The organism is Paraeggerthella sp. LCP19S3_G8 (genome assembly GCF_052119225.1).
GTDB lineage: Bacteria > Actinomycetota > Coriobacteriia > Coriobacteriales > Eggerthellaceae > Paraeggerthella > Paraeggerthella hominis.
In genome coordinates this window covers 106,679-119,463 of sequence record NZ_JBQKFQ010000001.1, presented here as the reverse complement: position 1 = coordinate 119,463, position 12,785 = coordinate 106,679, and the positions used below count along the sequence as shown (strand labels likewise).

The following is a 12,785-nucleotide window of genomic DNA, read 5'->3' as shown; positions in this document are numbered from 1 at the left end:
AACAATTAACTTATATGTTATGCGTTAGCGATAAGAGGTTTAGGCATGGGAATCCAAGAAACGCTCAAAGCGTTGTCAGATCCGGTGCGGCGTACGATTCTCGAGCACCTGAAACAAGGCCGGCTGCCAGCCGGCCAAATAGCTGAACTATTCGACATCTCCCCTCCCGCCGTATCCCGGCATCTCTCGGTGCTGAAAGACGCAGGCCTTGTACGCGACTATCGGGAGGGTAAATTCGTATTTTACGAACTGAAAGCCTCGGTGCTCGAAGAAACACTCTTATGGATGATGAATCTGAAGGAGGCGAGCAATGAAGAGACTCTACACAGCAACGTACATCCTGACGGCGTGTAACGTCCTGGTTGCCTCTGCGCTCATCTACTTTATGCCCGACCAGGTGCCGGTGCACTTCAACGCGATGAACGAGCCCGACCGCTTGGGTAGCAAGTACGAGTTTCTGGTGGCGATCGTCTTTCCGCTTTGCGGCATGCTCGTCGTAATGGCCTCCAAGAACGCGCCGCTGGGCAAGGAGCGCCGCTGGGCGTGGGGCGCTGTGGCCTTCGAGGCGTTCGTACTGGGGTGGATACTGTTCTTCCTCACGAAGGCGCTCCTTTACGACGGCGCACCACTGCCCAAGCCTGATCCGAGCGCAAGCCGCTGGGCAGCCGTCGTCGGCGGCGCGCTCTGCGTCGTGGCGGGAAACCTCATGCCAAAGGCGGACCGCAACCCCTTCTTCGGCCTGCGCACGCCGTGGAGCGAGGCCAGCCCGGAAACCTGGCGGCGCAGCCAGCGCTTCGGCGGGTACGTGGGCATCTTCATGGGCATCGCGATGGTCTCGCTCGGACTGGTGCTTCCCGCGCACCTCGTAACCCCGGCAGTGCTGCTGGTGCTGCTGGCGGGATTCGTCGCCGCCATCGTCGGCTCCTACGTCATCTATCGCCAAGAGCTGAAGAAGCGCTAATAGGGCGTATCAGCTGCTTCGCCCTTCGGTTGCGGCTTCTCGCCCGTGACCAGGAAGATCATGGCTATCATGAGCACGAAGCCCGCCCAATCGGCGCCCGTGAACACCGTCCCCAGCCAAAGCGCCGCGAACACCGTAGCGCCCAGCGGCTCCATCGTCCCCAGCAGGCTGCCCTTCACCGGACCCACCACCGACACGCCATGCAAATACAGACCGTACGCCGCGAACGTGCCCACCGCGATGATCGCCGCGACAACCGCCCAGCCGGCCGCGTCGAAGCCGGGAACGACCGGCGGCTGGCCCCAGGCCGCGCCCGCCAGCCACATTCCAAACGCCGCTAACCCGCCCGCGAACATGCCCAGCCCTGTTACGGGCAAGCTTCCCCATTGCGCGAACAGGCGCTTCGGGTACACGATGTAGAACGCGACCGCCAAGCCGTTGGCAACGCTCCACAGCAGGCCCTCAACCGGCACCGCGAACGCTCCGGGATCGGCCTGCGTGGCGATAAGCCACGTTGCCGCCATCGCCAAAACCAAACCGGTCAGCTCGCGCCGCTGCGGCAGCTTCCTTGCAGACAAGCACGCATATAGCATGACGAACACGATGCCCATGCATTGCAGCACGGTAGCCGTGCCGGCATTCGTGTACTCGACGACGATCGTGTACGTGATCTGAGAAGGATACAGCCCCACCACGCCCAGCACCGCCAAACGCGCCAAGGTCACCCGATCGCGCAGCATCGTCAGAACGTGCGCGCGTTGGCGAACCAGCAGCACCGCCAAGAACAGCAAGCCCGCTCCCAGCATACGCGCCGCCGTGATGAACGCGGGAGAAGCCCCGTACCCCGCGATCAGAAACTGCGCGCACGCCCCCGAGAACCCCCACAGCGACGCGCCCGCCAAAGCAGCCGCGATCCCGCGCCAGAAACGCTGGCGAAAAAACGCCTCGCCCGCCCGCACGGCCTCGCCCGTCACTTCGCCAGCTCTTTCAGGAACTCGGCGACCGGCCCCAGAAGGTTGTCGCCCTCGTCAAGCTTGAAATAGCGCAGGGGCAGTTGGAGCTTGCGCTTGTCGGCCAGGTAGCGTCCGCCCGCACGGCGCAGCGGCGTCATCTGGTCGCGCGACACGTCGATCGGCTCCACTACCAAGCGACCCGCCGTCACCGAAACGGTCCTGATGTGGTGCTCGTTCGCAAATGCCTTGATGCGCGCCTTCTCGAACAGGTTCTTCGCGGCCTGCGGCATATCGGGCCGCTTGTCGGCCATATCTTGGTACACGTCCTCGACGGCCTGCTCGGTCGCCGCCGACGCGATCTTGCGGTACCACAGCACGCGCTCGTCCGCCTCCGGCACGTAGTCCTCGGGCAGGTAGGTATGGCCCGGCACGTTCACCGTGATGTCGGACAAGGCCGGCGGCAGCTGATCGACGGCCTTCAGGTCGCCCTCGCGCGTAGCCGTCACGGCTTGAGCGAGCATCTGCGCGAACAGGTCGAAGCCGACGGCGGACATGTTGCCCGACTGCTCGGCACCCATGAGGCTGCCCGCTCCGCGTATCTCCAGATCGCGCATGGCAATGCGCATGCCGCTGCCCAAGTCGGTATGCTCGTTCAACGCCGTCAGGCGCGCGGCGGCCTCCTCGGTAAGCTCCATGTGCTCGGGGAACATGAAGAAGGCGTACGCCTGCGTGGACGACCGGCCCACACGGCCCTTGAGCTGGTACATCTGCGCCAAACCCAAGCGCTGCGAGTCCTCGATGATGAGGGTGTTCGTATGCGGGTTGTCGATGCCGCTCTCGATGATGGTGGTGGCCACCAGCACGTCGAGCTCGCCAGCGCTGAAGTCCTCCATGACGCGCTCCAGCTGCTCGCGCGTCATCTGGCCGTGAGCCACGCCCACGCGCGCCTCGCCCGCGGCAGCCGTCACGCGGCGCACGGCCTCGTCGATCGAGCGCACCCGGTTCGACACGTAGTACACCTGCCCGCCGCGCGCCAGCTCGCGCCGAATAGCGGCGCTCACCACGTCGGGGTCCCATTCGCCCACGTGGACTTCGACGGCGCGCCGCTCATCGGGCGGCGTGAGGATCAGGCTCATGTCGCGAACCCCCGAAAGCGACATCTGCATGGTGCGCGGAATGGGCGTTGCCGAAAGCGTCAGCACGTCGATGGATTCGCGCAGGTTCTTCATCTGCTCTTTGTGGCCCACGCCGAAACGCTGCTCCTCGTCGATGATGACCAGGCCCAGATCGTGCGGGTTCACGTCGCGGGAGAGCAGGCGATGCGTTCCCACCAAAACGTTCACGCTGCCGTCGGCGAAGCCCGCAAGCGCCGCCGCCTGCTGGGCCGGCGTGCGGAAACGCGAGAGCACTTCCACCGTCACGCCAAACGGCTCGCAGCGCTCCTTGAAGTTGGTGTAGTGCTGCTGCGCCAAAATGGTGGTCGGGCACAGCACCATCACCTGCTTCGAATCCTGAGTCGCCTTGAACGCGGCGCGCAGGGCCACCTCGGTCTTGCCGAAGCCCACGTCGCCGCACACCAAGCGATCCATCGGCTTGGCCGACTGCATGTCGGCCTTCACGTCGGCGATGGCGGCAAGCTGGTCGGGAGTCTCCTGGTACGGGAACGCCTCCTCCATCTCGCGCTGCGCCAGTGTGTCGGCCTCGAAACGGTAGCCCTGCACCGTGGCGCGGCGCGCGTACACGTCCACCAGATCGAAGGCGAGCTTCTTCGTGGCGGCGCGCGCCTTCTTCATGGCGCGCGACCAATCGGCCGTGTTCAGGCGAGTAAGCCGCGGACTCGCCCCCTCCGGACCCACGTAGCGCGTCACGCGGTCCAACTGCTCCACCGGCACGTACAGCTTGTCGCCTTCCGAATACTCCAACAGCAGGTAGTCGCGCGCCGTGCCGTCCACGTCGCGGCGCACAAGCTCCTTGAAGTGGGCTACGCCGTGGGCGGCATGCACCACGTAATCGCCCGGCTTGTAGGGAAACGTGATCTCCGTGATGTCGACGTGCCTGCTCGGACGCGCCGTCGACGCGCCCTGCGTATCGGACACGCTGATCACCGCAAGCTTGGCCTTCGGTATGATCATGCCCAGCGGCACGTCCACGTCCACCACGTTCACCACGCCGCGGCGCAACCGTCGCTTGGCCGCGCCTTCCGTCTCGTTCGGATCCTGCTCGACGTCAAGCGTCTCCTGGATCGGCAGGCCGTGGTCCACGAACGCCAGCTTCATGTCCTGGCGCGCCCGGAAGTTCGGCGCGCTGAACACCGTCGTGTAGTCGGTGTCCACCAAGCTGCGCAAACGCCCGAACAGCTTGTCGGGATGCCCCGCTACCTCCACGCGCTTCACGGGAAGCTCGTCGTCCACGTGCCCGCCCACGCGCATGATGGATACGTAGGTTGCGCGCTGGCCCTCCCCGAAGCTGACCGCGCCGGGTTCGGCGTACAGCCCCTTGAGGGCGATGCCCGTGCCCTTCGCGCGACCCGTGATGTCGTCGTAGGCATGCGTCATGTCGTCGAACAGGGAACGCGGCTCCACCAGCACCGAAAGCGCGTCGCGACGAAGATAGGCGCCCAGCGTCACGGTCTCGTTGTACAGGTAGGGCAGCAGCATGTCCGACCCGTCGAAGCGCAGGCCCCCGTCCAGCTTCTCCAGCGCATCGCGTAAAGCGGCATTCGTCTGAGCTGGGCGTTCGAGCTTCTTGCGGGCTCGGGCAAGAGCGCTTTTCGAGCACGAGAACTCCATCACGGGATACGCCTCCACGCGCGCAAGCGCCTGAATGGTCTGGCCCGTGGAGGGTACGATGCGCCGCACCTCGTCCAGTTCGTCGCCGAAGAAGTCCAACCGAACCGGGTACACCAGGTTTCCCGGGTACACGTCGATCGTGCCCCCGCGAACGGCGAAAGTGCCCGGCCCGTCAAGCTCGCCGGTGTTGCGGTACCCGCGCTCCTCCAAAGCGCGCGCCACGTCCTCGAAGGAAGCGATGCCCGCCGCGTCGGCGCCCTCCATAGCGCCCAGCTCCTTCCCGGCCTCGAACACAACCGGCGTCGCAACCGACGAGCCGGCCGGAGCCAGCATGCGCACGAGCGAGCGGGCGCTTGCCACCACCACGACCGGCCGTCCGGTCGAAAGCGCATGCACGGCCTCCATGCGGCGCGCCACGATGCTCGCGTCGCTGGGCTTGGGATTGAACGGATAGTCGGTTCGCTCGGGAAAGCGGACGACACGCTCGTCGCCCAGATAAGCCGCCACGCTGCGCGCGAACGACACCGCCGCGTCTTCGCCCGCCACCACGACCAGGGTCGTTTGCGGTTTGTGCGCGAAACGGGCGGCAATCAGGAAGGGGCGCGCCGAGTTCGCCACGCCGAGCGCGCCGTCCTCACCCGCATCCAGCTTGTCCCAAAACGCGTCAAGGCACCCGGATTTCTCCAATGCGAACGTGAGCGAGTCGATGAGCATGGTCGTTCCCTTTTCTCTATCCGAGCAGCACGAAAAGCCGCGATGGGCGGCTTGCAGCTTTGTTGCGTATGCGCCCGTCGCACAGCGCGCGCACGAGCGTCGACCAGTGTACCTTAAAGCCCGCGCGGAAGGCGCGGGCAACCGGCCGCAACCGAACAAAGAACATCGACGCAAGCCGCAAGCCGCTCCCGTTCGCCTGCCGTTCGCCCGCCCGCGAACAGGTCGACCGCACCGGCGGATCGAACCGCTGCCAAATTGAGCGAGTTTTGCGGCGGTTTTTCGCCTTCCTGAGCAAAATGATCGAGGGACGTTTTTCATCATGCCTGGTCAAAGACTTGTCCATCCGCTTTATTCTTGATTGAGGACCAGCAAAACTCGTTCGATTTGACACGATCTCGAAACCAGCCAGCCAACGAAGCCAAAACACCCGCAGCCCGTCTTGCAAGCAGACACCAACCCGAAAGTTCACTATACTTGACCGCATCCGAATCGCATCCTGCAAAGGAGGATCCCTTGCCCCGCGAAACCGTGAAAGCGAAGCGCGAGCGCGCCATCGAAATCGCGCAGCGCATGAACGAGCACTACCCCGCCGCCGAATGCGCGCTGCATTACTGGGGCGACCCGTTCAAGCTGACCATCGCCGTGCTGCTGTCCGCCCAAACCACCGACAAGGGCGTCAACAAGGTAACGCCGGCGCTTTGGGAACGCTACCCCACCGTAGCCGACCTGGCGTCCGCCAACCCAGCCGACGTCGAAGAGATCATCCGCACCATCGGGTTCTACCGCACGAAAGCCGCGAACGTGGTCAAGTGCGCGCAGCTGGTGGTGTCCGAGTACGGCGGCCAGATCCCGCGCGACATCGACGAGCTGCAGAAGCTTCCCGGAGTGGGCCGCAAAACCGCGAACGTCGTGCTCAACGAGGCGTTCGGCATTGTCGAAGGCATCGCCGTGGACACGCACGTGTTCCGAATCGCGCACAAGCTCAAGCTTGCAGGACCCTCCGCCGACACGCCCGCGAAAACCGAGGACGCGCTGCTCAAGCTGTATCCTCGCGAATGGTGGGGCCCCATCAACCACCAGTGGGTGCTGTTCGGCCGCGAAACCTGCATCGCACGGCGGCCGAAATGCGGCGAGTGCTTCATCTGCAACCTTTGCCCCAACTGCGGCAAAGCGTAGGCTCGGGCGGACGGGAAACGACGCCCGAAAAGGAATCGAGCAACAAGGGGGAAACCACATGCGCTATCGCAAACTGGGCAACACCGGCTTGGAAGCGAGCGAGATCGGGTTCGGAGCGGAGTGGATGGAGCGCAAGTCCGCCAGCGAGGTGCGAGCCGTCGTCGACGCCTGCATGCAAGCCGGCATCAACATCCTGGATTGCTGGATGGCCGAGCCCGCCGTGCGCAGCAATCTGGGAAAGGCCATCGCAGGCAACCGGAATCGCTGGATCATCCAAGGCCACATTGGATCCACCTGGCAAAACGGGCAGTACGTGCGCACGCGCGACCTCGACCTTGCGCGCAACGCCTTCGAAGACCTACTCGCGCGCCTGGCAACCGATCACGTGGAAGTGGGCATGATCCATTACGTGGACGACCTTGCCGAGTTCGACCAGATCATGAACGGACCGTTCTTCGCCTACGTGCACGAGCTCCAGGAAAGCGGCGTCATCGGCCATATCGGACTGTCCACACATCGCCCCGACGTGGCGCAGGCGGCGGCGCGCTCGGGCAAGATCGAGGTCATCATGTTCAGCGTGAACCCGGCTTTCGACCTTTTGCCGGCCACGACCAGCCTGGAAACGGCATTCGCCTTCGACTATGACGACGCGCTCGAAGGCATGGACCCCGTTCGAGCCGAGCTCTACGCGCTTTGCGAACGGAAGGGCGTGGGGCTCACCATCATGAAAGGATACGCAGGAGGGCGCCTGTTCAGCGCCGAGGCTTCGCCGTTCGGCGTGGCCCTCACGCCCATCCAGTGCATCCACTACGCGCTCACCCGGCCCGCCGCAGCCAGCATCCTAGCCGGATTCGACACGCCAGCGCACGTTGCCGACGCCGTGCGCTACGAAACCGCGAGCGACGCCCAGAAGGATTACGCGACCGTTCTGGCAAGCGCTCCCAAGCATGCCTACTACGGCCAGTGCACCTACTGCGGACATTGCGCCCCCTGCCCCTCCGACATCGACATAGCCATGGCGAACAAGCTCTACGACCTGGCGACCGTCCAAGGCGAGGCCCCTGCATCGGTCAAGGCGCACTACGACGCCCTCGACGCCACGGCTGCGGACTGCATTGCCTGCCGCGCCTGCGAGCCCCGATGCCCCTTCGGCGTGCCGATAGCCGAGCGCATGGAGAAGATCGCGCTCCTCTTGGGGTAGCGCCCGGATGCTCGGACCGCTATGCCCGCTCAAGCGGTCCGAGCACGAACAGCGTGAACGTGGCCTCGCACACCAACCGCCCCTCGGGCGTTTCGGCCCGGCAATGCGCGATCACCGTGCTGCGACCCTCGTGGGACGTCTTCGCCCTTACGACAAGGGAGCCGACCCCCACCGCTTTGACGAAGTTGACCGAGCTCGTCAAAGCCACGTTGCTCACGCCGCACGAATACGTGGCCATGCCTGCGGCGATCTCGCACAACGTCGCCAAAAAGCCGCCGTGGATGGTGCCGTGATAGTTCAACACCTCCTGCGGCACGTCGAGCCGAAACGCCACGCGCCCCCGCTCGGCTTCGAATATCTCCAGGCTCTCGAGTTCTTTTTGAGCCGTTACGTTCACCATCATCGCATCCGCGATAGCCGCATCGTATCGAACCATGCGCACGCTCCTTTCCGTCCGGCCCATTGTACGGCGGCCGGCTAAGCGCCACGATGGGCAATCCCGCGTCGGCGTGGCACAGCGCGCAGCGCGCGCACCGCACGGAGCGGCGCTACGGTCGCACCGCCTCGTCCAGCAGCGACCTCGCGCAGGCAACCACGGGGACGATGGCATCCCGATCGGTGCCGTCGAAGCCCTCGCGCATGCCCTCCAGCATCGCAGCGGCTCGCTCGTCGCTTTGCGCCGCCTTCTCCTGAGCCTTGAGAAACAGCTTCATCATAAGCTTGTCGCGTAGGCCCAGCTTGGCGTAGTCGAAGCCTCCGCGCAGGTAGAAGCGCGGCACGTCGTCGAAGTCCGGCGAAGGCAGCGCGCGGGCCAAGCCCTCTTCCACCTGATCGGTCCACTCTACAGGAGTCGCGCCCACGCCAAACACGACGAAGCGGACGTTCGGATGAGCCTTGCGCATGCGCTTCAGCCACGATCCTCCGGCAAGCGAGGCCGCATGGAACCACCCTCCCATGACCACCACGTCGCACGCCGCCACGTCTTCGTCGGTCGCCTGACCGTACGCAACGGCCCGGCATTCCAGATCGTCCGCGATCCACTCGGCGTACGCGCGCGTGAACCCGGTTTGAGATGCGTATGCCACCAAGCACGTCATGAGCGTCCTCTTTCATCAGCTGCTTCCGAAGAACCCGAAGGCGCAGCGGCGCCCGCAGGAGCCTTCCCCGCCGCGCCGTAGCGCCGCAGGAACGACGCCAGGAGCGCGCTCACCTTCGGTTTCGCTTCGTCCCAGGTCATGCTAGCATGCAGCATGAGAAACACCGGGCCTTGAAACTCCAGTGCCATCCGTGCGGCGTCGTCGCGCAGCAGGGTCCCCGTTGCCATTCCATGTTCGAAAGCCGACCGCTGCAAGGCAAGCGGGCGCTCGATGAACACAAGGCGGTACGCCTGCGCAGCGTCCTCGCTCTCGAACTGGCTGATAACGAGCAGGCGACGCAGCTGCCGCAGCGAAGCATCTTCGAAAAACGGCCTGACGGATTCATGCACCTGCCTCTCAAGCGCACGGGGATCGGACGGGTCGTATTCCCGCGGGTCGTCCTCGACGTCGAACAGGACGCCCTTCGGCTGGAACATCGCGCGCAAACGGTCGAGCTCGCGCGCGATGATCGCGTCGAACAGGGCTTGCTTTCCAGGAAAATGGTTGTACAGCGACGCGTCCTTGATGCCCGCGGCCGCCGCGATGTCCCGAACGGAAACCGCATGGAACCCGCGATCGGCGAAAAGCCCGAACGCCTCGTCGAGTATCCGGTCGCGCGTCGGCGCGCCCCGCTTGCCTTCCGGCATGATGATCTCCCCTCAAGTAAAACTAGCACTTGCTAGTATAATACCAAGCAAGTGCTAGTTTTACAAGAAGACGGATTGGATGAAGCGGCAGAGGGGTGCAGCCGTCGGGACCGATCCGCACGCCGACCCCAGAACCGCGCCCTTTCCGCGCCAAGCCGAACGGCGCATGGGCGCCTACGATTCCAAAACCTCCCGAAGCATGTCCGCAAGCACTTCGGTATGGGAGCGGCGCTTGCGCGTAGCCGTGCCGACAAGCGCAACCGATTCGAAATCGCCGTACCGTTCGAAGAACCGCGCGACCGCCGCGCGCTTTTCCATGTCGGCTCGATAGGCGCTCGCGTAAGCTTCCCACCCTATGTTGCCGTTGAGGTAGCGCTCGAGCATAGTGGGAGCCGGAGCGAACAGCTTGTCGTGCGCATACTGCGCATGCGCCACTTTGTCAGCAAAAAACGCCAAGTCATCGCGTTTAGTGAAACCGGAAAGCTGGTTCGTGTTCTTCAGGCGCGTATCAAGCAGCATGTCGACCCGCCAGTCGGCCAAACGACCGAAAAAATCCTCTGCCGAAGTTTCGTACGCGCTGATCGTGTGAATAAGCATAGACGTGCATCTCCTTCTAACCGCGCAGCGCGCGATCCTACCGTTTCTCGAAAACGATAGCGCGCATCCCCGCACGCAGGAGAAGCACCAGGCGACCGTCACCGAATCGAAGATGCCGCGTTGACGCGCCGCCACCCCGCAGCGATGCGCAGAATGAACGCTAGCGGAGCGTCTTCGGAGAAAGCGGCGAGCCCAAGCGCGCAAGCTCCCCCGCCACGGTATCGACCAGAAGCGGCAGGGCCGCATGCACGCGCGGCGTCAGCCCGATGGTCACCACGGCGGGCGAGGCGTTCTCCACCTGCATGCCCAAGCACAGGCCTTCCGCCCGGTATCCCAGAAGCGCAGCGGAATCGAACAGGTCGATCAGCTTGAGGTCGTGCAGCGATGCGCTGGCTCCGCTTCGGCGCGCCATGGCATCGGGCTCGAAGCGAAACACCGTGCCCGGCTCGGCATCGGTGCCGTCCACGGCGTCCACCGTGATGATCATGTCGAACGCGCGAACGGAATCGAGCATGTCAAGGCTGAGGCACCCCAAATCGAACAGCTGCACATTCTGGGGAATCTCGTAGCGCTCGATCAGCTCCTCGTATACGGCAGGCCCCACGCCGTCGTCGAGCATGAGCTTGTTGCCCACGCACAGAACCGCGATGGAACGCAAAGCACGGGCGTCGTCGCAGCCCTTCGCAGCATCATCCGCCATCACAGCCGTCACGCCCCTATCGTCGGACGCACGACCAGGTTGTAGTACGTCGCCGCAGCCAGCATGCACAGCCCAACGATCACGCTCGCAACAGCCCAAACGCACTCGCGCTTCAAGTACGCTTCCTTGTCGACGCCCCGTTTGGCCGCCCGATGCGCAGCGAACGGCTGGGCCACGATGGAAAACGCCACCGTCCCGGCCGTCAACGTCAGCAGCACCAGAACCGCAACGCCGATGGCCAAGGGAGTGCGCTGCGCGAACGCCGCATAGAACGTGTTGTCCGCGAACAGCCAGAGGGGGTAGAACAGAATAGTGGCCCACATGCCGTGCGCCGGCCCCCAGATGGGAGGAAGGAACAACGCGCCCACGTTGACGCGGGGCACGCCTTCCAAGAACTTCTCTTCTTGCGCGATTTGCTCTTCGGTTAATTCAGCCACAGTTCGGTATCCTTTTCGAAACCTTGATGATTCCCTGCCATTATAGTCTAGGAAGCACCCTTCTACGGGAGGGTCCGGCAAAGCGGAAGGAGAGCACATGAACGTACTTGCCATCGTAGGGTCGAGACGCGTGGGCAGCTACAATCTCCAAGCTGCGCAGGCGGCGGGCGAACTGCTGAAACAGCGACGCCCCGACGTAACGTTCACCATTCTGAACTGGGACGACGTCCCCTTTATGAACGAAGACTCCGAGCACCTCGAGCCTCCTGCCATCGCTCGCGTACGGCAAGCCGTTCGCGACGCCGACGGCGTGTGGCTGTTCAGCCCCGAATACAACCACGCTATTCCCGGGCCGCTCAAAAACCTCCTCGATTGGCTCTCACGGCCGGTCAGCGCAACGGAAGGGCCGGTCATCGTAGGCAAGCCCGTAGCCCTTTCAGGAGCCAGCATCGGCATGAGCGGCGCCGAGCATGCGCAAGAGCAGCTTGCCGGCATGCTGAACTACCTCAACGCGCGCGTCATGAACAAGCCCCGCCTCTGCATACCGTACGTTGGCTCGCAAGCCCAAGACGGCGTCCTCAAGCTGGACGCGTCCGCTCCTTACCTGGAACGACAGGCAGACGCCTTCGTCCGCTTCATCGAAGCCGCGCGGTAAGCGCAAGCACAAGGACGAGCACGCACACGCGAGAAGCCCGCCACCGATGAAAAACCGGGCCGGACCCCTCGAGGGATCCGGCCCGGTTCGTACGTCATACCGCTTTCGACAAAGAGCGCTTACGCCTTCTCTTTGTGATGCAGGTCGTCCTCGCCCACGATCGTGTGCTTCTCGGGATCGTAGACCAAGCCGCCGTGCTCTTTCCAGAAGAACATGAGCAGCGTCGGGGAAATACCCTCGATGTTGGCCAGGTACATGTGGATGAGCATGAAGCAGATGAAGATGTACATCATGAAGTAGTGGATGATGCGCATCGACATGAGGCCGCCCACCAGGTCGGTGCCAGCCGCGAAGAACCCGAGGTTCATCGTAGGAGCCCACAGGGCAAGGCCCGTGTAGAACATGACGATGATAAGGATCGGGATCATCAGGTAGCTGATCTTCTGCGGCACGCCCAGCTTGGCGCCCAGCGGATGGTCCTTCTTCAGGAACAGGTAGTACTTGATCCACGCGCCCAGCTGGTGACGGTTGTCAGCCTGCGGCAGCCACGTCTTGTAGTCCGTAACCTGATAGCGCGTACCGCCGTCCGGAGCGGACTTGACGAAGAACGCCATCAGCACGCGCACGATGCAGTTGATGAACAGCACGAAGCCGCAGAACACATGCACGCCGCGGGCAATGCCCATGAAGAGCGGCCAGAACGGGAAGTGGATAGCGAAGCCGGTGACGATCAACAGGACCATCGCAACCAGGTTGATCCAGTGCGTGATGACGAAGGGCATCGGATGCGCTTCGCGATAATGTGCCAAGTGCGCCATG

General features: G+C 63.8%; 15 protein-coding genes. 5 read left to right on the top strand and 10 right to left on the bottom strand.

Features of this window, described 5'->3' with window-relative positions:
• The first annotated feature begins 45 nt into the window (after positions 1–45).
• Both ACTQZK_RS00545 and ACTQZK_RS00540 read left to right on the top strand, forming a co-directional pair.
• Positions 46–354 (top strand): autorepressor SdpR family transcription factor, encoded by a 309-nt coding sequence (locus tag ACTQZK_RS00545; RefSeq protein ID WP_441897939.1) that lies wholly within the window; start codon positions 46–48, stop codon positions 352–354.
• On the top strand, positions 311–961 hold the full coding sequence (locus tag ACTQZK_RS00540) for an SdpI family protein (RefSeq protein WP_441897937.1): 651 nt from the start codon (positions 311–313) through the stop codon (positions 959–961). The genes ACTQZK_RS00545 and ACTQZK_RS00540 overlap by 44 nt, the downstream gene beginning before the upstream one ends.
• On the opposite strand, the gene ACTQZK_RS00535 is transcribed toward ACTQZK_RS00540, so the two are convergent.
• Genes ACTQZK_RS00535 through ACTQZK_RS00525 form a run of 3 tightly spaced genes read right to left on the bottom strand, consistent with a single transcriptional unit; the run spans position 958 to position 5,760 of the window.
• Positions 958–1,935 carry a DMT family transporter gene (locus tag ACTQZK_RS00535; RefSeq protein WP_441897935.1) on the bottom strand — a complete coding sequence of 326 codons (978 nt, stop codon included), beginning with the start codon at positions 1,933–1,935 and terminating at the stop codon, positions 958–960. The genes ACTQZK_RS00540 and ACTQZK_RS00535 overlap by 4 nt on opposite strands.
• A complete protein-coding gene (gene mfd, locus ACTQZK_RS00530; protein WP_441897933.1) occupies positions 1,932–5,417 on the bottom strand; it encodes a transcription-repair coupling factor in 3,486 nt (1,161 codons plus the stop codon). The genes ACTQZK_RS00535 and mfd overlap by 4 nt, the downstream gene beginning before the upstream one ends.
• Positions 5,418–5,433: 16 nt before the next feature.
• Positions 5,434–5,760: a hypothetical protein gene (locus ACTQZK_RS00525; protein WP_441897932.1), complete on the bottom strand. Its 327-nt coding sequence runs from the start codon at positions 5,758–5,760 to the stop codon at positions 5,434–5,436.
• Positions 5,761–5,930: 170 nt separating this feature from the next.
• Here ACTQZK_RS00525 and nth point away from each other — a divergent pair, with 170 nt between their 5' ends.
• On the top strand, positions 5,931–6,593 hold the full coding sequence (nth, locus tag ACTQZK_RS00520; protein WP_441897930.1) for an endonuclease III: 663 nt from the start codon (positions 5,931–5,933) through the stop codon (positions 6,591–6,593).
• Between the two features lie 58 nt (positions 6,594–6,651).
• A complete protein-coding gene (locus tag ACTQZK_RS00515) occupies positions 6,652–7,794 on the top strand; it encodes an aldo/keto reductase (RefSeq protein ID WP_114565873.1) in 1,143 nt (380 codons plus the stop codon).
• Positions 7,795–7,813: 19 nt separating this feature from the next.
• Here the strand turns inward: ACTQZK_RS00515 and ACTQZK_RS00510 are convergent, their stop codons facing one another.
• From ACTQZK_RS00510 to ACTQZK_RS00485, 6 genes are all read right to left on the bottom strand, one after another.
• Positions 7,814–8,230 carry a PaaI family thioesterase gene (locus tag ACTQZK_RS00510; protein ID WP_441897927.1) on the bottom strand — a complete coding sequence of 139 codons (417 nt, stop codon included), beginning with the start codon at positions 8,228–8,230 and terminating at the stop codon, positions 7,814–7,816.
• Between the two features lie 112 nt (positions 8,231–8,342).
• Complete coding sequence (locus ACTQZK_RS00505; protein WP_114565875.1) at positions 8,343–8,891, bottom strand: flavodoxin domain-containing protein; 549 nt, start codon at positions 8,889–8,891, stop codon at positions 8,343–8,345.
• The gene (locus ACTQZK_RS00500; RefSeq protein ID WP_441897925.1) at positions 8,888–9,577 is read right to left on the bottom strand and encodes a TetR/AcrR family transcriptional regulator; all 690 of its coding nucleotides are present in this window, start codon (positions 9,575–9,577) and stop codon (positions 8,888–8,890) included. Before ACTQZK_RS00500 ends, ACTQZK_RS00505 begins: the two co-directional genes overlap by 4 nt.
• 174 nt (positions 9,578–9,751) lie before the next feature.
• Positions 9,752–10,174 (bottom strand): DUF488 family protein, N3 subclade, encoded by a 423-nt coding sequence (locus ACTQZK_RS00495; protein WP_441897923.1) that lies wholly within the window; start codon positions 10,172–10,174, stop codon positions 9,752–9,754.
• A gap of 160 nt (positions 10,175–10,334) precedes the next feature.
• Positions 10,335–10,886 (bottom strand): hydrogenase maturation protease, encoded by a 552-nt coding sequence (locus ACTQZK_RS00490; RefSeq protein WP_258552546.1) that lies wholly within the window; start codon positions 10,884–10,886, stop codon positions 10,335–10,337.
• Entirely contained in the window at positions 10,883–11,311 is a 429-nt protein-coding gene (locus ACTQZK_RS00485) for a viscotoxin-A3 (protein WP_441897922.1), read from the bottom strand. Before ACTQZK_RS00485 ends, ACTQZK_RS00490 begins: the two co-directional genes overlap by 4 nt.
• 97 nt (positions 11,312–11,408) lie before the next feature.
• Between ACTQZK_RS00485 and ACTQZK_RS00480 the strand changes: the two genes are divergently transcribed.
• Entirely contained in the window at positions 11,409–11,966 is a 558-nt protein-coding gene (locus ACTQZK_RS00480; RefSeq protein WP_441897920.1) for an NADPH-dependent FMN reductase, read from the top strand.
• Between the two features lie 119 nt (positions 11,967–12,085).
• Here ACTQZK_RS00480 and ACTQZK_RS00475 read toward each other — a convergent pair whose 3' ends face one another.
• Complete coding sequence (locus ACTQZK_RS00475) at positions 12,086–12,784, bottom strand: cytochrome b/b6 domain-containing protein (protein ID WP_114565880.1); 699 nt, start codon at positions 12,782–12,784, stop codon at positions 12,086–12,088.
• Position 12,785 lies beyond the last annotated feature (1 nt).